The organism is Brevundimonas variabilis, from assembly GCF_014199945.1.
Classification (GTDB): Bacteria; Pseudomonadota; Alphaproteobacteria; order Caulobacterales; family Caulobacteraceae; genus Brevundimonas; species Brevundimonas variabilis.
This window is the reverse complement of the sequence record NZ_JACHOR010000001.1, coordinates 328,839-349,439: the sequence shown is the minus strand read 5'-3', so window position 1 is coordinate 349,439 and position 20,601 is coordinate 328,839. Positions and strand designations below refer to the sequence as shown.

Sequence of the window (20,601 nt, the reverse complement as noted above, 5' to 3'; positions counted from 1 at the left end):
CACAGGTCCACCCATCTCCAGGAGACGCCCGCATGACGGACGCGACCACGCACGACAACCCCCTCGGCGTCGACGGCTTCGAATTCGTCGAGTTCACCGGCCCCGACACCCCGGCCATGATCGCCCAGCTCGAGACCATGGGCTTTGTCCAGACGCACAGGAACCCGGCCAACGGCGTGGTCCGGCTGAAGCAGGGCGACATCTCCTTTCTCGTGCACACGGCTCCCGCCGGCCATGCGGGCGAGTTCGCCCGGGATCATGGCCCTTCCGCCAATGGCATGGCCTTCCGCGTCGCCGACGCCAAGGCCGCCTACGAGAGTGCGCTCGAACGCGGTGCCCATTCGGCGGAAATGCATGATGGAGGCGCGCTCGGTCAGGGGGCCTATGTGCTGCGCGGCATCGGCGGCTCGCTGCTGTACCTGATCGATGCCTATGGCGAGGGCGGCTCGCTGTACGAGGGCTGGGACGAGATCGAGGGCTGGGAAGAGGCCGAGCGCCGCAACACCGTTGGCCTGCACATGCTCGACCATCTGACCCACAATGTGCGGCGCGGCCAGATGCGCACATGGTCCGGCTTCTATGGCGAGGTCTTCGCCTTCGAGGAGCAGAAGTATTTCGATATCAAGGGCAAGGCGACCGGCCTGTTCTCCCAGGCGATGATCGCCCCCGACCGCGCCATCCGCATTCCGCTGAACGAGAGCCAGGACGATTCCTCCCAGATCGAGGAATTCCTGCGCCGCTACAACGGCGAGGGCATCCAGCACATCGCCCTGGCCACCGACAACATCTTCGAGACGGTGGAGGAGCTGAAGCGCCGGGGCGTGCCCTTCCAGGATACGATCGAGACCTATTTCGAACTGATCGACAAACGCTTGCCCAACCACGGCGAGGACGTGGCCCGGATGCGCAAGAACCGCATCCTGATCGATGGCTCTGACGACGACGGCCTGCTGCTGCAGATCTTCACCCAGGACATGTTCGGCCCGATCTTCTTCGAGATCATCCAGCGCAAGGGCAACCAGGCGTTCGGCGAGGGCAATTTCCAGGCCCTGTTCGACTCGATCGAGCTGGACCAGATCCGCCGCGGGGTCATCAAGGTCGATGCCTGACCGGTTTCTGCATCATCTGCCCTGGCTCGGTCCGCTGCTGGCGGCCGGGGTCGGGGCAGGGGTGGGGCGATACGGTCTGGGAGGGGATTTCTGGACCGTCCTGATCGCCGCCCTGGTCGGCGGCTTCCTGCCGGTGATCGGCCTGTCGCTCTGGCGTCGCTTCGGACGCTAGGCGGCGGCCTGCCGGTTCAGCTCGGCCGCCTGTTGCCCGGCCCAGGGGATCAGGGTCGAACGGGGCCAGGCCAGCAGCCAGGAGTGCGGTGTGTAGGCACCGCTTTCGATCAGGCCCCGCCGGGTCGGGGAGGTCGCCCCGCTGCGCTGTGAATGGATCTCGCCCGGGCCCTGATGGATCATGAAGGCTCCGCCCTTCAGCGGGTTGAGTCTCAGATAGTTCAGGCGGGGGCTGATGGTCTCGAGCTGCGGATCATAGAACCAGCTGGCCCCCATCGTGCCGGCGAGCTCTGGCCGCGTCCGGCAGATCGCGGCCGACGTCATCCATGTGCGGTCCCAGCCCGCCTCGTTGAAGTCCTGGGTGTGGCGGCTTTCGGTGTGGTTCTGCAGCCAGATGCGCCGCCAGCCCTGGGCCTTCAGATAGGCAAGGACCGCACCCCATCCATGACCGTCCAGAGCGCTGCGCAACACCTCCCGCGGCCCCACCCGTGACGACAGATCGAGAATCTGGGATCGGGCACCCGGAACGCTGAGCACCAGGACCAGCCTGACGTCCTTGGCCCAGTGATCACGGTCATAGCCGCCTTCGGAGGCGATCAGGAATTCCGACAGACGGTCCAGCCACCAGGGGTACAGCTCCGTCACCTCGACCGGCAGGTTTTCCGCCGCGACCCGTTCGGGCATTTCCAGCGCCCAGGTCGCGATCAGGGCGCGGCGCATGTCGTCGGTCGCATCGGACCCCAGGGCGGCATCCGCCGCATGGGCCGGCAGCTCGAAATTCCAGTGGTGCGCTGCAGCTCGTGCGGGGTCCAGGGCCTCGACCGAGGCCGCGTCGACCCGATCCCGATCGACGTCGTTCAGCCGGTTCCGGATGGCCTGAAAGGCCTCGATGTGGGCATGGGTCAGGAAGTCCATGGCCGTCACCCTGGCGGAAACCCGTTGGCGTAGCGTTAAGCCGCGGCTTCGACGGATGACGACGCCAGCGGCGCGCGCTAAGACCCGGTCAGATCCACGGAGTGACCGACCATGAGCGCCAACGCCCGCCTTGCCGATCTCGGCATCGTCCTGCCCGAACCCGCCAAGGCCGTGGCCAACTATGTCGGCTTTGTCCGCACCGGCAATCTGCTGCACATCTCGGGTCAGCTGTCGAACGACGCTTCTGGGGGGCTGAAGGGCACGGTCGGCGTGGATGTCACCCAGGAACAGGCCGTCGAAGGGGCCCGCCTGTGCGGCATCAACCTGCTGGCCCAGATGGCCGCCGCTCTGGACGGGGATCTGGACCGCGTGGTCCGCGTGGTCAAACTGGGGGGCTTCGTCCAGGCCGGACCGGAATTCACGGCCGTTCCGGCGGTCATCAACGGCTGTTCGGACCTGATGGTCAAGGTCTTCGGCGACGCCGGGCGTCACGCGCGTGCGGCCGTGGGTGTCTACAAGCTGCCGCTCGGTTTCGCCGTCGAGGTCGATGCCGTCGTCGAGGTGAAGTGACCCTGAAAACCCTGCTTCCTCCGGTGAAAACCTGGCCTCGCGCGGACCACCGGGCGTGAGTCTGGAGATCCGCGTCCACGACCGGATCGCGGCCATCGGACAGCCAGCCTGGGACGCCTGCGCCCTGCCCACCGGCGACCCCTTCGTCTGCTACGACTTCCTGCATGCCTGCGAGGCCTCCGGCAGCGCCACCCCGCGTCAGGGCTGGGGTCCGCGGCATCTGTCGCTGCACGATCCCGACGGGTCCGTGATCGGTGTCATGCCGCTGTATCTGAAGTCCCACAGCCAGGGGGAATATGTCTTCGACCACAATTGGGCCGACGCCTGGCAGCGGGCCGGAGGGCAGTATTATCCGAAATTGCTCGGGGCCGTGCCCTTCACCCCCGCCACGGGTCCTCGCTTCCTTGCCCATTCCTCCGCCGAGGCCGGGATGGTTCGCGAGGCCCTGATCCAGGGGGCCGTGCAGCTTTGCGACCATCAGGGGGCCTCATCCCTCCACGTCAATTTTCCGACCCAGGAGGAATGGCGCGACATGACCGAGGCTGGCCTGCTGCCGCGTCTGGACATGCAGTTCATCTGGCCCAATCGCGACTACAAAACCTTCGACGATTTTCTGGCCGTGCTGTCGTCCAACCGTCGCAAGACCATCCGCCGCGAGCGCCGGGACGCACAGGCGGGCCTGGACATCCGGGTCCTGACGGGCAGCGAGATCGAGGAGACCCACTGGGACGCCTTCTTCGCCTTCTATATCGACACCGGCAGCCGCAAATGGGGGCGGCCCTATCTGACGCGGGACTTCTTCAGCCGGATCGGTGCGACCATGGCCGACCGGATCGCCCTGGTCATGGCCTTCCGTGACGGGGTGCCGATCGCCGGCGCCCTGAACTTGATCGGCCGCGATGCCCTGTACGGGCGACAGTGGGGCACGCTGGACGATGTTCCCTTCCTGCATTTCGAGCTCTGCTACTATCAGGCCATCGAATTCGCCATTTCGCGCGGCCTGTCCCGCGTCGAGGCCGGGGCCCAGGGCGAGCACAAGATCGCGCGGGGCTATCTGCCGACCCCCGTCTACTCCGCCCACTACATCGCCCCGAAAGGCCTGCGTGAGCCGGTCGCCCGCTATCTCGATCAGGAACGCGAGGGCGTGGCAGCGGGGATCGAGGCCATGACCCTGGAATACTCCCCCTATCGCGATCCGCTATGACGCAGCCGAAACCGAAGAGCCCGCGTTAGGGTGCGATTGAAAGGTCCTGAGTGTCCGCTCCCACACCCTACATCCTGTTTCTCGTGGCGCTCGGCCTGATCATCCTGCTGGTGTCGTGGGCTCCGAAGGGACTGAAGACCGTGCCGCTGTCGCTGGCGATGATCTGCGTCGCGCTCGGCGTCGGCGTGTTCAGCCTGGGGTGGCTGAATTTCAATCCGGACCCGCGATCCTACGACACCCTGACCGAGCGGCTGACCGAGCTGGTGGTCATCATCTCGCTGATGGGCGCGGGGCTGAAGCTGGACCGCCCGATCGGCTGGCGCGGCTGGGCCCCGACCTGGCGGCTGCTGGGTATCGCCATGCCGATCACCATTGTCGCCGTCGCCTGGCTCGGGCTGGCCGGGCTGGGCTTCAGCCTGGCCATGGCGATGCTGCTGGGGGCGGCCATGGCACCGACCGATCCGGTGCTGGCGTCCGACGTCCAGACAGGACCGCCGCGCTCGGGCGAGGAGAATGAGGTCCGCTTCGGCCTGACGTCCGAAGCCGGACTAAACGACGCCCTGGCCTTTCCCTTCGTCAATCTGGCGATCCTGGCCGCTGCGGGCGGTGTCACGGCCTTGAGCGGGTTCAAGCTCGCGGATCTGACCACCTGGCTGGCCGTCGACGTGGCCTGGAAGCTGGCGGCCGGCTGCGCCATGGGCTGGGGCATCGGTCGTGCCATGGGCTGGCTCATCTTCGGGGACCGCCTCAAGGGCCTGTCGCGCCATGCCGATGGTCTGGTCGCGGTCGGAGCCACCTTCATCGCCTATGGCCTGACCGAGGTCGTGCACGGCTATGGCTTTCTGGCCGTCTTCGTCTGTGCCCTGACGATCCGGGCCGCTGAGCGCGAGGATGATTTCCACGAGGAGATGCATGACTTCGCCGAACAGATCGAGCGGCTGATCATGATGCTGCTGCTGGTCCTGTTCGGCGGGGCGCTCGCCAATGGCCTGCTGGACAGCCTGACCTGGACCGATGCGCTCATCGGCCTGGCCATCCTGTTCATCGTCCGCCCGCTGGCGGCCATGGTCTCCTTCGTCGGGTCGTCACTGCCCTATCGGGACCGGTTGATGATGGCCTGGCTGGGCATCCGGGGCCTGGGGTCGGTCTATTATGTCGCCTATGGCCTGAACCACGCCGAGTTCGGCAGTTCCGAGCGGCTGTGGGCCATCACGGGCTTCATCGTCCTGGTCTCGATCGTCGTCCACGGCATCACCGCGACGCCCCTGATGCAACTGCTCGACCGGATGGGACGTCGGGCCGGCAAGGCCTAGTCCCGGGCCGCCGCGCTGGCGTCCCGGCGCGCCCGGTAAGGCACACCTTCGTTCCAGTTCGGCCAGCGGTCGCTGTCGGCCACCTCGCGTCCCAGCAGATAGGCGACCGTGCCCTCCTGCGCCGCCGCCGCCATGTCCCAGGCCGGATCGAACTCGTCGGTCCGCTGATGATAGTGCTGGCTGTTGTAGGCCCGGATCATCGCCATGCCGCGCGTGGTCCCGCCCTCGACCAGATCGCTTCCCGCCCGGAAATAGACCGTCGGCACCGCCTGTTCGGCAAAGGTGAAATGGTCGGACCGCCCGTACCAGCCGGCCGCCGGATCATGCTCCGCCTCGATCGACAGACCCTGGCCGGCCGCCACCCGCGCCAGGTCCACTTCCAGCCCCGTCCGGCCCGCCCCGATTAGCTCCAGACTGCGGGTCATCGGCAGGGCCAGATGGGGGTCGAGGTTGAATACCGCCGCCGTGGTCTCCAGTGGCCGCAGGGGGGCGTTGGCATATTCATAGGCGCCCAGCAGCCCGTCTTCCTCGGACGTATAGCCGATGAACAGGACGCTGCGGCGCGGGGCCAGGGCCTTGGCATAGGTCCGGGCAATCTCCAGCAGGGTTGCCGTCCCGATGCCGTTGTCGATGGCCCCGTTGCGAAGGCGGTCGCCGCGATCGTCCGCCGGCCCGATGCCATAGGCATCCCAGTGCGCGCCATAGATGACCGTCTCGTCCGCCCGGTCCGTGCCCGGCTGCAGGGCCACGACATTGCGCGTGACCATAGGCGAGGCGGCAATGCTGAATTCCGTCGACAGGGTCACGCCCGGCACCTCGACCGCCCGGAACGCCTGTTCGCGGGCCGACAGAGCCAGCGCAGGCAGGTCGAACCCGGCCTTGGCGAACAGATCGACCGCCGCCTCCCAGCGGATCGCTCCGCTGGTGTCCACGCCGCGCTCGGGAGCCGGTCCGCGAACGAATTTGGGGTCGGGGTCCGAATTCGCGATCTGCTGCCAGGGCCAGGAGGCCGTCTCGAACTGGTGGATCTGCAGCACGGCCACCGCCCCGCGCGCAAAGGCCGCCCGTTTCTTGGCCCCCAGTCCGCCCTGCGGACTGCGGTTGCGGCCGTTGAACGGACCAACGTCGGAAGCATAGTCCGGGTCGTTCAGCAGGACGACCGCCACCTTGCCGGTCAGGTCCGCGCCCGCGAACTGGTCCCAGCCCAGGTCATCCACGCCAAAGCCAACGAAGACCAGCCCGGCGTCCTCGATCCGCGTCTGTCCGATATGCATCGAGGTGACACTCAGATCGCGCACCAGCTCGAGCGGCTGGATCTCGCCATTCAGCCGGATAGACACGCTGGCATTGTCGCGCTGGTATCGGGTCAGGGCCACGTCCTGGAACCAGCCACCGTTCTGACCGCCCGGCTGCAGGCCCGCTGCCGCGAACTGCTCGACCAGATAGGCCAGCGTCTTTTCCTCGCCGACCTCGCCCGGGCCGCGCCCGGCATAGGCGTCGCCGGACAGGACCTCGACATCGCGCTTGATCGCAGCGGCATCCAGCATCGGGGCTGCCGGGGTCTGGGCCAGGACGGGCCCCGCAACCGACAGGCTGAGCACGGCGGCGGCGGCGAGACGGTGGAAGGCGATCATGGCAGGGTCCTCAAGGCACAGGCCAATCCGTCCCATGTGGCTGCATGGCTGTCCAGCACGACGCGTCATCGCCTTGCCCGCTTGTCTCGACGCACGCCCCCGTCCAGAAAGACCGCCAGACAGGGCCTCGCCGACGAATGCGCCGGCCCCACAGACAGGAGACTGAGACGATGGCCACCGAATCCGCCTGGACCATGCCCAAGGGCGAGCTGATGAAGGGCAAGAAGGGCCTGATCATGGGCGTGGCCAACGCCAACTCCATCGCCTGGGGCATCGCCTCGCAACTGGCCGCCCAGGGGGCCGAGCTGGCCTTCACCTATATGGGCGAGGGGCTGGAGCGCCGGGTGCACCCGCTGGCCGAGAGCGTGGGTGCGAAACTTCTGATCCAGGCCGACGTCACCGACGACGCCTCGATGGACGCCGCCTTCGCCCAGCTGGAAGCCGAGTTCGGCACCATCGACTTCGTCGTCCATTCGGTGGCCTTCGCCAACAAGGACGAGCTGAAGGGTTCGTTCGTCGAGAACACCAGCCGCGACAGCTTCCTGCTGGCCATGAACATCTCGGCCTTCAGCTTCGTGGACGTGGCCAAGCGCGCCTCGCGCCTGATGCCGAACGGCGGGTCGCTGGTCACCATGACCTATCTGGGATCCGAGCGCGCCATCCCGAACTACAACACCATGGGTGTGGCCAAGGCCGCGCTGGAGGCCGCGACCCGCTACATCGCCCGCGACCTGGGGCCGAAGGGAATCCGCGTCAACGCCATCAGCGCGGGGGCCATGCGCACCCTGTCGCTGGCGGGAATCTCGGGCGGTCGCGGCATGATCGCCCAGGGCCGCGCCATGTCGGCCATGAAGGAGGACACCTCGATGGAGGGCGTCGCCGGCTGTGCCCTGTGGCTGCTGTCGGACCTGGGTCTGTCAACCACGGGCGAGGTCGTTCACGTCGACGCCGGCTTCCACATGATGGGCCTGGCGGGCGACGAGGAGGCGTAGCGCCCTAGAGCGTCTCCACCGTCAGATTGCCGTTGGTGTAGACGCAGATGTCCGCCGCGATGGCCATGGCCTGGCGCGCGATGGTCTCGGCATCGAGGTCGGTGTGGTCGATCAGGGCGCGGGCGGCGGCGAACGCATAGTTGCCGCCCGATCCGACCGCCGCCACGCCGTGCTCGGGCTCCAGCACATCGCCGACGCCGGTGACGGTGAAGATCGAGGTCCTGTCGGCGACCAGCAGCATGGCCTCGAGCTTGCGCAGGTAGCGGTCGGTCCGCCAGTCCTTCGCCAGGTCGACACAGGCCCGCGCCAGCTGGTCCGGATACTGTTCCAGCTTGGCCTCCAGCCGCTCGATCAGGGTGAAGGCATCCGCTGTTGCGCCTGCAAACCCGGCCAGCACCTTGCCGCCGGCCAGCACGCGGACCTTGCGAGCCGCCCCTTTGACGATGGTCGGCCCCATTGAAACCTGGCCGTCGCCGGCAATGACGGTGCGCCCGTTCTTGCGCACGGCGAGGATGGTGGTGCCATGCCAGCCGGGGCCGGGGAGGAAGGTCTGGTCGGTCATGGCCGATCAAATGGCGACGGAATTACGGCCGGACAAGGCGCTTCATGAGCAATTTCAATGCGGGCATTAGGCCACGAAATTGCCCGTAAACGCAGTTAACCTGCTCGAACGTCTCATTTGGAGGGATGTTCCGGAGTAACGTCGTGCTTGTTCGCGTGGCCTATGTGAGTAATTTGATCGGGACCGCAGGCCGTTCTCCGCTGTCGATGGCACAGATCGTGGGCGTGTCCGACGTCAACAATCGTCGCGATCACCTGTGCACCTCCATGCTGTTTCATGACGGACAGGTCGTTCAGGTCATCGAGGGCCAGCGCGTGGACGTCGACAGGCTGTTGCGTCGTCTGGACTCCGATGCCCGCCTGGGGCCCTTGCGCATGGTCTGCGATATGCCGATCCGGGAGCGCGCCCTGACCGAAGCGGTCACCGTCTGTCATGAACCGCAGCGGACACTGGATCACGTCGGTCTGACCGATCTGGATCACGTCACCCATGGCTCGCTCGAGGCCATGCTGGAATATCGCATCGCGGCCTGATCGCGCGTGACCACCCGGCGCGTCCGGCGTATGGCGGGGCGTGGCCTTCTCTGATGAAGAAATCGAGCGCTATGCGCGCCATCTGGTCCTGTCCGAGATCGGAGGTCCAGGACAGCAGAAGCTGGCCGCGGCGCGCATCCTGATCGTGGGCGTTGGGGGCGTTGGCGGACCGGCCGCGCTCTATCTGGCGGCCGCCGGGGTCGGCACGATCGGTCTGGTCGATGCAGACACAGTCGGCCTGTCGAACCTCCAGCGCCAGATCGCCTTTGCGACCGATGATGTCGGGCGAGGCAAGGTCGAGGTCGTGAGCCAGCGCCTCACCGCCCTCAACCCCCATGTGCGGATCGAGGCCCATCCCGTCGCCCTGTCGGCAGACAATGCCGCACGCCTGGTCACGGGCCATGATCTGATCATCGACGGCACCGACGATTTCCAGACCCGTTTCACCGTCAATGCCGCCTGCGTCGCCGCGGGCGTGCCGCTGGTGTCCGGGGCTCTGGGCCGCTGGAGCGGTCAGGTCGGGATCTTTTCGGGTCAACCCTGCTATCGCTGCCTGGTGGCCGAGGCCCCCTCTGACGCCGAGACCTGTGCCCGCGTCGGCGTGGTCGGGGCGCTGGCTGGCATTGTCGGGGCCATGACCGCGCTGGAGGCGATCAAGGAGATCACCGGCGCGGGCGAGCCGCTGACCGGTCGTCTCCTCCTTTATGACGGCCTGTCGGCCACGGCCCGGACGGTGCGGGTGACCGCCGACCCCGACTGCCCCGTCTGCGCGCGCGTTTGAGGCCTTCCCCCGCCGCCGAGTCGGGTCCTAATGTCGATCTCCAAACCGGAGACCGACCCCGATGATCGTCAAGTCAGCCCCCCTGATTGCTGCCGCGCTCGCCCTGACGGCCCTGGCGTCCCCCGTCCTGGCCAAGGGCGCCGCGCCTTCTGTTGCGCCACGCTGGTCCTTCGCCATTCATGGCGGGGCCGGTGTGATCGAGCGTGCCGATCTCAGCCCTGAACAGGACGCCGCCTATCGCGCTGCCCTGACCCGGGCGCTGGAGGCAGGCTCAAAGGTTCTGGCCGACGGCGGGATCGCCCTGGATGCGGTTCAGGCGGCGATCGAGATCATGGAGGATGACCCGCTGTTCAACGCCGGACGCGGAGCGGTCTTCACCGCCGCCGGTCGCAATGAACTGGATGCCGCGGTCATGAACGGGGCCGATCGAACGGCGGGAGCGGTTGCTGGCCTGACCCGGACCCGCCACCCGATTGCGGCCGCTCGGGCCGTCATGGAGAAATCCCCCCACGTCATGCTGATCGGCGAGGGGGCCGAGACCTTTGCCGCCTCGGCCGGGCTGGAACAGGTCGACCCGTCCTTCTTCTTCACCGAACGCCGCTGGCGCGGGCTCGAGGCTGCGTTGCGCGAGCAGAACCTGCCCATCCCGGCGCGTCCCGCTGGCGCCCCGGGCCCTCAGGCATCCGTCAACCGCCTGCCACAGCCCCCGCTGAACGAACGCAAATTCGGCACGGTCGGCGCTGTTGCCCTCGATAGCGCGGGGAACCTCGCGGCGGGCACCTCGACCGGCGGCATGACGGCCAAGCGCTGGGGCCGGGTCGGCGATGTGCCGGTGATCGGGGCCGGGACCTATGCCTCCAATGCCGATGGCTGTGCGGTGTCGGCCACGGGCTCGGGCGAATATTTCATCCGGGCGACGGTGGCGCGCGACATCTGCATGCGCACGGCCAACGGTCTGTCGGTCCAGGCCGCCGCCGATGCCGAGATCGCCGACGTCGCCTCGATCGGCGGAGACGGCGGCGTCATCGTCATGGGTCGGGATGGGCGCGTCGCCTTCTCGATGAACACCTCGGGCATGTACCGGGGACGCGTGGCACCGGGCGAGCCGATCTCGGTCGCCATCTATGGCGACGAGGAGTGAGCGAACACCGCGACATTCCGGGCGTCATCGCGCCGCCACCCCTGATCTATGTCGGCTTCCTGCTGGCCGGATGGGGAACAGGGCAAATGTTCGACGTCCCCGGCCTGGGCCTGCCGGATCTCTGGCGCCGCGGCCTCGCGGTCACTGGCCTCGTCATCGGGTTCGGGCTCGAGGCCATGGCCGCCGGCCTGTTCCGCAAGGCCCGGACGGCTGTCCAGCCCTGGAAGCCGTCGACCGCCCTTGTCACTGGCGGAATCTACCGCCTCACCCGGAACCCGATCTATGTCGGCATGGCCATCATCTATGCCGGCATGGCGATCGGCATGGACAGCCCGTCTGCGCTGATCCTGCTTCTGCCCTGTCTTCTGGTCATCGACCGGTTCGTGATCGCGCGCGAGGAACTTTATCTGCAGGCCCGCTTTGGTCCCGCCTATCTGGGCTACCGGCAGGAGGTACGGCGATGGCTGTGAACGACGACGAACTCAGGGTCATGGCCGAGGAGGAGCTCGCGTCCGCGGTGTCCCTGAAATGGGCCGAGATCCGGCGGGTGACGCCCTGGGGCGACACCTTCGAAGGGTTTGCGCCCTCGGGCCGAACGGTCGAGATCGAGCGTCGCTACATCTGGGCTCACGACCCGGTTGGCGCCGTCCTTGTCGAGGTCGAGGTCCGTGACCGTTCCAACCGTACCGGCGTCGAAGCCCGCGCGCTGCTGGCCCCCCCGGCCTAGGGGCATACCCAGAACAGGGTATATCTCAGGCTGCGTGCGTGAGTATTTTCGCACGATTATCTAACGGCTTAGCTTGAGCGCCCATCGATTGCTCCGGCGCCTTCACAACCTGCGATCGGACCGCTCTGGTCGGCAAGAATGTCCACAAGACCAGGCAGGATCTGCCGGGTCGGCAAATTCTGCATACGTAGTTGAACGTATAAGTCGATGAAATTCATCATCTCTCTTTTTTATGAATCGTGGCCCCGCATTTGAACCAGCCTGGATGAGCATAAGGCTCACGCCTCAAAAGAGGCTGTATATCCAGAAGGAAAGAGGCCCGAAGTGGCTAACAGCATCAATACGAACACGGGTTCGCAGATCGCTCTGCAGGCTCTGAACCAGACCAACCGCGATCTGGCGACCGCCCAGAACCGCATCAACACCGGCAGGAACGTTTCGTCCGCCAAGGACAATGGAGCGATCTTCGCCATCTCGACGGCCCAGCGCGCTGAACTGGGTGCCCTGAACTCCGTCAAGAACTCCATCCAGCGCGGTCAATCCATCGTCGACGTCGCACTCGCCGGTGGTGAAACCATCGTCGAGGCCCTCGAAAAGCAGAAGGGCCTCGCCGTTTCCATCCAGTCCTCGACAGCCGGCTCGGCTGCCGAAACCGCTTACCTCGCTGACTTCAATGCCCTCGGCAACGAAATCACCAAGGCGCTGGCGGGCTCGTCCTTCGACGGGGTGAACCTGTTCACAACAACCGCCCAGCAGACCGTGCTCACCAGCACGGGTGCCACAGGCAACACCTCCAACATCGGTGTCGCCACGGCAACGACCGTCGCGACCGCCGGTGGTGCCATTCTGCGTGCCGGGGCCACTGCCGCGGCTGTGGATACGGCCATCAATACGTTCACGGGTTTCCTCGGAACCCTGGGCAGCCAGTCGCAGTCGCTCGAGCGCAGCCTGACCTTCACCTCGAAGCTCCAGGACTCGATCGAGACCGGCATCGGCAACCTCGTCGACGCGGACCTGGCCAAGGAAAGCGCAAAGCTGACCGCCCTGCAGACCAAGCAACAGCTGGGTGTGCAGGCGCTGTCGATCGCCAACCAGTCGAGCAGCATCCTGCTGTCGCTGTTCCGCTAAAGCCGCAAGACGCGAGGGCGGAGCCGCAAGGTTCCGCCCGACCGCGTCCGGCCCGTGCAACAAGAAGGCGCCTGAAGTCCGGCGTAAGGAGAGATGTCCAGCGAAGCCTCCGCCGTCAGCCCCGTCGCCGCGTTTCCGACGCCGTCGATCGGCACGAACCTTCCCGACAGCCGCCCCCGGGCCGAGCCTGAACCCCGGGCTGCGGACTACCGCCTGGTGATCGAGCAGGGCCCCCGCGCGGGGACCTATGTCTACAAGACCGTGGACCGCTCGACGGGCGAGACCATCAAGCAGTTGTCCCGCGACGCGGTCGCCAGTCTGATCAACGACCCGCTCTACGCCACTGGCACGATCGCCAGCACAAAGGCCTGATCGACAGCGCGAACCCGTCATCACCGCGCCGAGGCATGGCGGGCGCAAAGGTTGCCCTGCGGCTCGGTCAGACGATCATCTGAACCGCACCGGTTTATACTTCCTTCGTCTTCGACGACTACCGTTCGTCGAATATCAGCGGGGGATGCAATGAAAGGCGTGGTTTTCAATCTTCTCGAGGGCGCGGTGTCGCGCGCCTTCGGAGACGACATGTGGGACCGGCTCATCGACGCTGCAGAGGTCAGCGGGGCCTATACGTCGCTGGGCAGCTATCCCGATTCCGACATGGAAGCCCTGGTTGCCGCAGCAGGTCAGGACCTCGAGCTGGACCGGGATCAGGTCCTGCGCTGGTTCGGGCAGAACGCCATTCCCCTGATGGCGGACATCTATCCCGACTTCTTCTCGGCCGCCCCGGACGCGCGCACCTTCGTCGAAGGCATCAACAGCCAGATTCATACCGAGGTCCGCAAGCTCTACCCCGGTGCAGCCTGCCCGCATTTCAACATGCGCTCGAACAGTTCGGGCGACCTGGTCATGGACTATATCTCCACGCGCAGGATGTGTGCGCTGGCCCAGGGGTTCGTTGAAGGGACCGCCGTCTGGTACGGCGAATCCGTGACCTTCGAACATGTCACCTGCACGTCTCATGGCGCGCCGCACTGCACCTTTGCCATCTCCTGGTCTTCCGAGACATTGGACAAGGTCAAGGCTGCGTGATTTCCGTGCCCGCCCCGTCCGACGACCTTCTCGCGAAGATCGAGCGACTGGAGCGTCGACTGGCGCGTGAGCGGGAGGCCCGTCAGATGGCCGAGCGCATCGCAGAGCAGGGCACGCGCGATCTGTTTGTCAAAAGGCAGAGACTGAAGCTGGTCGAGTCCATCGCCAGTGCCGCAAACCTGCTCGATGATCCGTCAGACGCCTTCCGTGTCGCCCTGGACGAGATCTGCACCTACACGGGCTGGGCGACCGGCCATGTCTGGATCCTCGCTGATTATCCGTCCGACACCGTCAAGCTGGTCTCGTCCGGCGTCTGGTCTTCGGACTCAAGTGTAGAGGCCAAGGCCTTCCGCCGGGTGACGGAATCGATGAGCTTTGGCCCCGGCCCGAGCCTGCCAGGTCGTGTGCTGCAGAAACGACAGGCCGTCTGGATTTCCGACATCGCCCTGGACGTCCACTTTCAACGCACCCAGGTCGCGCGGGAATGCGGTCTCCGTGCCGCCTTTGCCTTCCCCGCCCTGATCGGCACCGAGGTGGGGGCTGTTCTGGAATTCTTCCAGGGCTGGCCGAGGGAACCGGACGAAACGTTGATGCGGACGGTCGAGCAGATCGGTGCGCAATTGGGTCGTGTGGTCGAGCGCAAGCGCAACAGCGATCGCGCGGCCATCGACAAGGCTGCGCTCGAGGCCGAGCACAGGGCGGCCGAGCAGGCCAGCCGGGCAAAGTCCGCCTTCCTTGCCGTCACCAGCCACGAGGTCCGCACCCCGCTGAACGCGGTCCTGGGTCTGGCTCAGACGCTCAGGCGAGAACCGCTGACGCCGGGGCAGCACGAACTTGTCGATGGCGTGCTGGCCTCTGGCGAGATGCTGCTGAGGCTCCTTAACGCGGTCCTCGACATGTCGAAGATCGAAGCCAACGAGGTGACGGCGCACCTTTCGGACTTCGATCCTGGAACCATGGTCGGGGCCATCGTCAGGATCTGGACGCCCTACGCGCGCGAGCAGGGGATCGAACTGTCGCTGGACACGACCGAGCTTGGCAGTCGTCTGATCCGGTCCGACGAGGGGCGCATCGAGCAGACCGTCGTCAACCTGGTCGCCAATGCCATCAAATTCACGCCCCGAGGCGAAAGCATTGCCATTCGCGTGTCCTCTGTCGAAGGCTCCCTTCGGGTCGAGGTCATCGATGGCGGTCCGGGCGTGGACGACAGTGACCGCGAGCGGATCTTCCAGCCCTTCGAACAGACTGAAACCGGCCGTGAGGCCGGGGGCACAGGGCTGGGTCTGTCCATCTGCACCGGCAATGTCCGATTGCTCGGGGGCGAGATCGGCACCGACCGGACCGAGACCGGCCGCAGCCGATTCTGGTTCCAGTGCCCTGTCGAGACCAGCACGCGCGTTCATCTGGAACAGCCCGTGGAACCCGACGAGGTTCAGGGTGGCCTTCGCGTGCTTGCGGCCGAGGACAACCCGGCAAACCGTCGGGTCCTGCAACTGCTCCTGGCCCCCGCCAATGTCGAACTCACATTCGCCGAGGATGGGCAGCAGGCGCTCAACGCCCTCGCCACTGCGCGTTTCGATCTGGTCCTCATGGACGCCAACATGCCGGTGATGGACGGCGTGGAAGCGGTGCGGCGCATTCGCTCGGGCGATCTTGCGCCAGGCGCCACCATCCAGATGCTGACGGCAAACGCGTTTACCGACGACGTCAGTCGCTACATGGCGGCGGGTGCCGATGGCGTTCTGACCAAGCCGATCCATCTGCCGTCCCTGTTCGCGGTCCTTGCGGCCTGCGGCAAGGCCGTCCCGTCGTCCAGCGCTGTGGCCTTGAGCCACTGAGACCACGAAGCGCCGCCGGCTCAGTCGACACCTGGACCGCGATCTGCGCTGGCTCGGCCGCACCGCGTCTGGCGGTTACCAACATTCCGCTTCGCAAACCGCCGCTCATTAAACCTTCGTCATGTTTAGACAGGTACCTTGCGACGACAGGTACCTTGCGATAGACTTTCTTCATCAGAAGGAGGGTCGCCTGTGACCGAAACCATCGAGATACAGTTGAAGAAAGGGGTGCTGGGCCTGTGTGTCCTGGCGCTCCTGTCGCGTGCCGACAGCTATGCCTACGAGATCGCCAGCCGCCTGTCCGACGCCATCGATATGGGGGAGGGCACCATCTACCCCCTGATGCGCCGGATGCAGCAGGACGGGCTGGTCGAGACCTATCTGGTCGAGAGCTCTTCGGGGCCGTCGCGCAAATACTACCGCCTGTCTTCCGCCGGCCGTCAGGCCCTGCTGGCCCAGGCCAGCGAATGGAAGTCCTTCACCCGCGCCGTCGACGCGATCATCCTTGGCGATGACGTCCCGGCCACCCCGGCCGCCGATGCGGCCACCACCCCTGTCATGGGAGAGACCCAATGACCCGCGACGAATTCCTGTCCCGTCTGAAGCGCGGACTGGCCGGCCTGCCTGTGTCGTCCGCCTCGGAGATCCTGACGGATTACGAGGCGCATTTCGATGACGGCCTCGCCGCCGGTCGGACCGAGGCTGAAATCTCGGCCAAGCTGGGCGATCCCGACCGTCTGGCCCGCGAGCTGAAGGCCGAGGCCGGCATCCAGCGCTGGCATCAGGAAAAGAACCCCTCGGCCGCTGCCGGAGCCGTCTTCGCGGTCCTGGGCCTCGGTGCGCTGGACATCCTGATCCTGCTGCCGATCCTGATGGGCGTCATCGGCATCATGTTCGCCGTGCTTTGCGGCGTGGTGATCGGCTTCTTCGGCGGGGCCGTGATCATGATCGCAGCGCCCTTCTCGGTGGCTCCGGGCGGGATCGCCGCGACCATCCTGGCAGGCCTGGGCGTCATGGCCGGATCGACCTTCGTGGGAGCCCTGCTGGCCATCTCGACCATCCTGCTGGTCAACGGCCTGGTCTGGTTCGCCCGCCTTCACTACCGGCTGCTCAAGCCGGCCCTCGAAACCAACGCTGAGCCCATGGGAGCCCGGTCATGATCCGCACCCTCTTCATCATCGCCGGCAGCGCCTTCCTGCTCTGCATCATTGCCTTCGGCGGGGCGGCAGCCCTGGGCGGCGCAGACATCAAGCGCAACGGCTGGAGCTTCACGATCGACGACGAGGACGGCCACACCATGATCCGCCGCACGGATTCGGTTGAGGCTGCTGAAGGACCGGAAACCACCCGGACCGTGCCCTGGGCGGGGGGAGAGACCCTGACCCTCGACCTCGCCGCCGACGTCACCTTCGTCCAGGGCGATGCGGCCAACGTCGTCATCACGGGCCCGCAGGCCATTGTCGATCGCGTCCGCATCGACGGCGGCCGCCTGCAGCTCGACGAGGGCAGCGACCGGGTCGTGGTCTCCGTCACCGGCACGGGGATCCAGGGCTGGAGCGACTCCGAACGCCTGCGCATCGTGGTCACGGCCCCGTCGGTCAACCGCTTCGACCTGCGTGGCTCCTCGGACCTGATCATCCAGGACTATGACCAGGCCGAGATGACCGTCGACATCTCCGGCTCCGGCGATGTGGAGGCCCAGGGCCGGGCGACCCGGCTGGCGCTGGACATCACCGGCTCGGGCGATGCCGAGCTGCGCGATCTGACAGTTGCGGATGCAGACATCGCCATCTCGGGCAGCGGCGATGCCCGGGTCGATGCGACCGGCAAGGTCGAGATCGACCTCACCGGATCCGGCGACGTGGACCTCGAGTCCCGGCCGGCCAGCCTGACCCAGAACATCTCGGGCTCCGGGGACGTCGCCAACTAGAACGGCTCTCCAGGGAACCGATGTGAAAGGGGGCGGGGTCGCGCAGGCGGCTCCGCCCCTGTCGTTTGGGGCAACCGAAACCGCGGAACCACGTTCCAGACACAGCGCGACCCGGTCCGCCGCATGCCTCCCAAGGACAGTTCTCATGAAAATCCATCTCCTCACCGCCGCCGCCGTCGGCACGCTCGCCCTTTCGACCGCGGGCATGGTCACCGCCCAGACGGCCTATGGCTCGGCCCAGACCAACACGCGTCAGGACACCCTGGGTGCCGTGCTCGGCGCCCTGTTCGGGACCGGCGGTTCGGCCCTCGACACCGCCTGGGCCCGTGGGCAACGCCCGCTCAACGATGGCCGCAGCCAGTTCTCCGCCCGGATCGACGCCGACGTCCGCGCTGGCACCCTCGACCGCAACTCGGCCAGTCGCCTGAATGCGGAATACGACGCCCTGGTCGCGCTGGAGACCCGCTACGGGTCCGATCGCCGCTTTACTCCGACCGAAACGGCTGAACTCAACAGCCGGTATGACGCTCTGACGGCGAGCCTCGAAGCCGGCGGCTATGCCGACGACCTGGGTGGCTATCAGTCGGTGGTCGATGGCCGGGCGGACTTCGATGCCCGCGTCAATGCCGCGGTCAGCGCGCGCCAGCTCACCCGCGTCGAGGCGACACGTCTGCGCGCCGACTATGCCGCCCTGATCCAGACCGAGGCAGGGTACCAGTCCGGTGGCCTGACCGCCCGCGAACGCGAGGACATCGAAAGCCGTCTTGATGCCCTGGACGCCCGTCTCGGCGTAGCCGTCGGCGCCGGTGGCGGCTATGCGCAGCAGGACCCGCGCACGCGCCTGGCCGCGATCGAGCGGGCCCTGACCTCGACGACACTCGCCCGGGCCGAGGCCGCCGACATCCGCGTCGAGCATGGCGATCTCGTCCGTCTGGAGGCCGCCTATTCGCGTACCAGCCCCTCGAGCGACGACCGCGCCTATCTGGACCGCCGCATCGGCGAGCTGGAAACCCGCGCCCGCGTCACCGTCCGGCGCTAGTCCCAGCCCAAACGAAAACGGGGCCGATGCTTTCGCATCGGCCCCGCCAATCGCTTGAATGATCCGTAAGGACTATTCAGCGGCCTTCAGTTGGCCGGCCGATTCCTTGCCCGTACGACGGTCTTTTTCGACTTCGTAGGAAATCTTTTGACCTTCGTTCAGGCCGTTCATGCCTGCGCCTTCAACGGCCGAAACGTGAACGAACACGTCCTTGCCGCCATCCGAAGGCTCGATGAAGCCATAACCCTTGGTGGAGTTGTACCACTTGACAGTGCCGGTAGCCATTTTCAGGACCTCCGCTAGATATTCACCCGCGACAACAGCGTCTGGGGTGGGTCGGTTCTGAATGGAAAAGCCTAAACTCGGTGCGTTCGCAAAGAGAGGGGGCGTTACGCAGTGAGATCGACGAGCCCTCTTGTACGCTCAACCGGCCCTTTCGACAACCCGCTTCGTGATTATTCCGGCCCGACCGTTATCCGGCCTCGGCAAAACACCAGGCGAGGACGGCCTTCTGCGCGTGAATCCGGTTCTCCGCCTCATCCCAGACAACCGACCTCGGGCCGTCGATCACGGCATCGGTGACCTCCTCGCCCCGGTGCGCCGGCAGGCAGTGCAGGAAGATCGCGTCCGGATCGGCCAGGTCCATCAGGGCATCGTCGACGCCATAGGTCTCGAATGCTGCCAGTCGCGCCTCATAGTCCGCATCGCCCATCGATACCCAGGTATCGGTGATCACGGCATCGGCCCCCTTGACCGCCTCATGGGCGTCGCTGGTCAGGGTGACGTGGTTTCCACCCTTGGCCAGGTCCACGAGATCGGGGTGATATTCGGCCGGGCAGGCGACGCTGAAGTGGAAGCCGAACTTGGGCGCGGCATGCATGAAGCTGTGGCAGACATTGTTGCCGTCCCCGACCCAGGCCAGGGTCTTGCCCTGGATCGGCCCCAGCCGCTCCTCGATCGTCATCAGGTCCGCCAGGATCTGGCAAGGGTGGCTGCGCTCGGTCAGTCCGTTGATCACCGGGACCGTCGAGACCCGGGCGAACCGCTCGACATCCTCATGCCGGTTGGCGCGGATCATCACCGCATCGACCATCCGCGACAGGACCCGGGCCGTATCCTCGACCGGCTCGCCGCGCCCCAGCTGCATGTCCCCGGCATTGGCGATGATCGCCGCCCCGCCAAGCTGGCGAATGGCGGCATCGAAGCTGAACCGTGTCCGGGTCGAATTCTTCTCGAAGATCATGGCCAGCACCCGGTCCTTGCCGGGCGCATCCGCATCCACCCGCCCCTGCGGCCAGCCCTTGCGGGCCGCCTTTCGGGCATGGGCATCATCAAGGATGGCCCGGAGGTCCGCGGCGTCCAGCCGATGAATGTCGAGGAAATGTCTGGTCATGGATTGCTCAAACCAATCGCGGGCTAGGGTTCATCACGGCGAACACGGCGAGATCACAGCGAACACAGCGGGTCCTGTGACCTTAGGGGGGAGCGGCTCATAGAACCAGACGGCGAAAGCCGTCCTTGAGTCTGACCGTGTTGAAGTTGATCAAATACCCCAATCGGACGTCAGCGAACCTCAGATAGGTCAGAAGCTGCGCGACATGGATCGATGCCAGGGCGTCGATCGCCTTGATTTCCACGATGACTTTCCGCTCCACCAGAAGATCAAGCCGGAAACCGACGTCGAGTTTCGTGTCGTTGTAGGTAACAGGCACAGCGATCTGACGGTCGACCTGCAGCCCCCTCAGTTTCATCTCTTCCGCCAGACAATGTTCGTAAACAGCTTCCAGAAGCCCCGGCCCAAGCTGCCGATGCACCGTGAAAGCCGAATCCATCACCGCCGTGCCGATGGCGTTCACCTCGGCCGAAACAGTCCCGGTACCGTCGTGCTCGCCGTGCATCCGCTGTGACCGCAGTGATGAACCCTT

General features: G+C 66.2%; 25 protein-coding genes. 19 read left to right on the top strand and 6 right to left on the bottom strand.

All coding sequences use genetic code 11. The annotated features are described in order from the left end of the window. Nucleotides 1–32: 32 nt before the first annotated feature. Together hppD and GGR13_RS01620 are read left to right on the top strand one after the other, a co-directional pair. Nucleotides 33–1,109 (top strand): 4-hydroxyphenylpyruvate dioxygenase, encoded by a 1,077-nt coding sequence (hppD, locus tag GGR13_RS01625; protein WP_183211712.1) that lies wholly within the window; start codon nt 33–35, stop codon nt 1,107–1,109. Next, on the top strand, nt 1,102–1,281 hold the full coding sequence (locus GGR13_RS01620; RefSeq protein WP_183211711.1) for a hypothetical protein: 180 nt from the start codon (nt 1,102–1,104) through the stop codon (nt 1,279–1,281). Before hppD ends, GGR13_RS01620 begins: the two co-directional genes overlap by 8 nt. Here GGR13_RS01620 and GGR13_RS01615 read toward each other — a convergent pair. Then, nucleotides 1,278–2,195, bottom strand: coding sequence for a hypothetical protein (locus GGR13_RS01615; RefSeq protein ID WP_183211710.1), 918 nt, complete (start codon nt 2,193–2,195; stop codon nt 1,278–1,280). The two genes, GGR13_RS01620 and GGR13_RS01615, sit on opposite strands and share 4 nt — an antisense overlap. A 111-nt stretch (nt 2,196–2,306) precedes the next feature. Between GGR13_RS01615 and GGR13_RS01610 the strand changes: the two genes are divergently transcribed. Genes GGR13_RS01610 through GGR13_RS01600 form a run of 3 tightly spaced genes read left to right on the top strand, consistent with a single transcriptional unit; the run spans nt 2,307 to nt 5,282 of the window. Then, on the top strand, nt 2,307–2,765 hold the full coding sequence (locus tag GGR13_RS01610) for a RidA family protein (protein WP_183211709.1): 459 nt from the start codon (nt 2,307–2,309) through the stop codon (nt 2,763–2,765). A 55-nt stretch (nt 2,766–2,820) separates the two neighbouring features. Next, nucleotides 2,821–3,969 (top strand): GNAT family N-acetyltransferase, encoded by a 1,149-nt coding sequence (locus GGR13_RS01605; protein WP_183211708.1) that lies wholly within the window; start codon nt 2,821–2,823, stop codon nt 3,967–3,969. A gap of 50 nt (nt 3,970–4,019) precedes the next feature. Then, a complete protein-coding gene (locus GGR13_RS01600) occupies nt 4,020–5,282 on the top strand; it encodes a cation:proton antiporter domain-containing protein (protein WP_183211707.1) in 1,263 nt (420 codons plus the stop codon). Here GGR13_RS01600 and GGR13_RS01595 read toward each other — a convergent pair. Then, nucleotides 5,279–6,916: a M28 family peptidase gene (locus GGR13_RS01595; RefSeq protein ID WP_183211706.1), complete on the bottom strand. Its 1,638-nt coding sequence runs from the start codon at nt 6,914–6,916 to the stop codon at nt 5,279–5,281. The two genes, GGR13_RS01600 and GGR13_RS01595, sit on opposite strands and share 4 nt — an antisense overlap. 170 nt (nt 6,917–7,086) lie before the next feature. Here GGR13_RS01595 and GGR13_RS01590 point away from each other — a divergent pair, with 170 nt between their 5' ends. Beyond that, entirely contained in the window at nt 7,087–7,908 is an 822-nt protein-coding gene (locus GGR13_RS01590) for an enoyl-ACP reductase FabI (protein WP_183211705.1), read from the top strand. Nucleotides 7,909–7,912: 4 nt separating this feature from the next. On the opposite strand, the gene hslV is transcribed toward GGR13_RS01590, so the two are convergent. Further along, a complete protein-coding gene (gene hslV / locus GGR13_RS01585) occupies nt 7,913–8,470 on the bottom strand; it encodes an ATP-dependent protease subunit HslV (RefSeq protein ID WP_183211704.1) in 558 nt (185 codons plus the stop codon). A 125-nt stretch (nt 8,471–8,595) separates the two neighbouring features. Between hslV and GGR13_RS01580 the strand changes: the two genes are divergently transcribed. From GGR13_RS01580 to GGR13_RS01520, 13 genes are all read left to right on the top strand, one after another. After that, complete coding sequence (locus GGR13_RS01580) at nt 8,596–9,003, top strand: BLUF domain-containing protein (protein WP_281380531.1); 408 nt, start codon at nt 8,596–8,598, stop codon at nt 9,001–9,003. A 40-nt stretch (nt 9,004–9,043) separates the two neighbouring features. Beyond that, entirely contained in the window at nt 9,044–9,784 is a 741-nt protein-coding gene (locus tag GGR13_RS01575; protein WP_183211702.1) for a molybdopterin-synthase adenylyltransferase MoeB, read from the top strand. Between the two features lie 61 nt (nt 9,785–9,845). Next, the gene (locus tag GGR13_RS01570) at nt 9,846–10,925 is read left to right on the top strand and encodes an isoaspartyl peptidase/L-asparaginase family protein (protein WP_183211701.1); all 1,080 of its coding nucleotides are present in this window, start codon (nt 9,846–9,848) and stop codon (nt 10,923–10,925) included. Continuing rightward, nucleotides 10,922–11,395 (top strand): methyltransferase family protein, encoded by a 474-nt coding sequence (locus GGR13_RS01565; RefSeq protein ID WP_343060277.1) that lies wholly within the window; start codon nt 10,922–10,924, stop codon nt 11,393–11,395. The genes GGR13_RS01570 and GGR13_RS01565 overlap by 4 nt, the downstream gene beginning before the upstream one ends. Further along, a complete protein-coding gene (locus GGR13_RS01560; RefSeq protein WP_183211700.1) occupies nt 11,386–11,652 on the top strand; it encodes a hypothetical protein in 267 nt (88 codons plus the stop codon). The genes GGR13_RS01565 and GGR13_RS01560 overlap by 10 nt, the downstream gene beginning before the upstream one ends. 324 nt (nt 11,653–11,976) lie before the next feature. Continuing rightward, the gene (locus GGR13_RS01555; protein WP_183211699.1) at nt 11,977–12,780 is read left to right on the top strand and encodes a flagellin N-terminal helical domain-containing protein; all 804 of its coding nucleotides are present in this window, start codon (nt 11,977–11,979) and stop codon (nt 12,778–12,780) included. A gap of 93 nt (nt 12,781–12,873) precedes the next feature. After that, entirely contained in the window at nt 12,874–13,152 is a 279-nt protein-coding gene (locus GGR13_RS01550; RefSeq protein WP_221230434.1) for a hypothetical protein, read from the top strand. Between the two features lie 150 nt (nt 13,153–13,302). Next, nucleotides 13,303–13,869, top strand: coding sequence for a heme NO-binding domain-containing protein (locus GGR13_RS01545; protein ID WP_183211698.1), 567 nt, complete (start codon nt 13,303–13,305; stop codon nt 13,867–13,869). Further along, nucleotides 13,866–15,707, top strand: a complete 1,842-nt coding sequence (locus tag GGR13_RS01540; RefSeq protein WP_183211697.1) for an ATP-binding protein — start codon at nt 13,866–13,868, stop codon at nt 15,705–15,707. Before GGR13_RS01545 ends, GGR13_RS01540 begins: the two co-directional genes overlap by 4 nt. Before the next feature lie 192 nt (nt 15,708–15,899). Further along, complete coding sequence (locus GGR13_RS01535; RefSeq protein WP_183211696.1) at nt 15,900–16,283, top strand: helix-turn-helix transcriptional regulator; 384 nt, start codon at nt 15,900–15,902, stop codon at nt 16,281–16,283. Next, on the top strand, nt 16,280–16,867 hold the full coding sequence (locus GGR13_RS01530; protein WP_183211695.1) for a DUF1700 domain-containing protein: 588 nt from the start codon (nt 16,280–16,282) through the stop codon (nt 16,865–16,867). Before GGR13_RS01535 ends, GGR13_RS01530 begins: the two co-directional genes overlap by 4 nt. Further along, nucleotides 16,864–17,637, top strand: coding sequence for a GIN domain-containing protein (locus GGR13_RS01525; RefSeq protein ID WP_183211694.1), 774 nt, complete (start codon nt 16,864–16,866; stop codon nt 17,635–17,637). Before GGR13_RS01530 ends, GGR13_RS01525 begins: the two co-directional genes overlap by 4 nt. Before the next feature lie 145 nt (nt 17,638–17,782). Further along, nucleotides 17,783–18,676 carry a hypothetical protein gene (locus GGR13_RS01520; RefSeq protein WP_183211693.1) on the top strand — a complete coding sequence of 298 codons (894 nt, stop codon included), beginning with the start codon at nt 17,783–17,785 and terminating at the stop codon, nt 18,674–18,676. 72 nt (nt 18,677–18,748) lie between these two features. On the opposite strand, the gene GGR13_RS01515 is transcribed toward GGR13_RS01520, so the two are convergent. The 3 genes from GGR13_RS01515 to GGR13_RS01505 all read right to left on the bottom strand — a co-directional run bounded on the left by GGR13_RS01515 (nt 18,749) and on the right by GGR13_RS01505 (nt 20,574). Continuing rightward, nucleotides 18,749–18,961, bottom strand: coding sequence for a cold-shock protein (locus GGR13_RS01515; protein ID WP_183211692.1), 213 nt, complete (start codon nt 18,959–18,961; stop codon nt 18,749–18,751). A 187-nt stretch (nt 18,962–19,148) separates the two neighbouring features. Continuing rightward, nucleotides 19,149–20,069, bottom strand: coding sequence for an ornithine carbamoyltransferase (argF, locus tag GGR13_RS01510; RefSeq protein ID WP_183211691.1), 921 nt, complete (start codon nt 20,067–20,069; stop codon nt 19,149–19,151). Nucleotides 20,070–20,166: 97 nt separating this feature from the next. Next, nucleotides 20,167–20,574 (bottom strand): GxxExxY protein, encoded by a 408-nt coding sequence (locus GGR13_RS01505; RefSeq protein ID WP_183211690.1) that lies wholly within the window; start codon nt 20,572–20,574, stop codon nt 20,167–20,169. Nucleotides 20,575–20,601: the final 27 nt, after the last annotated feature.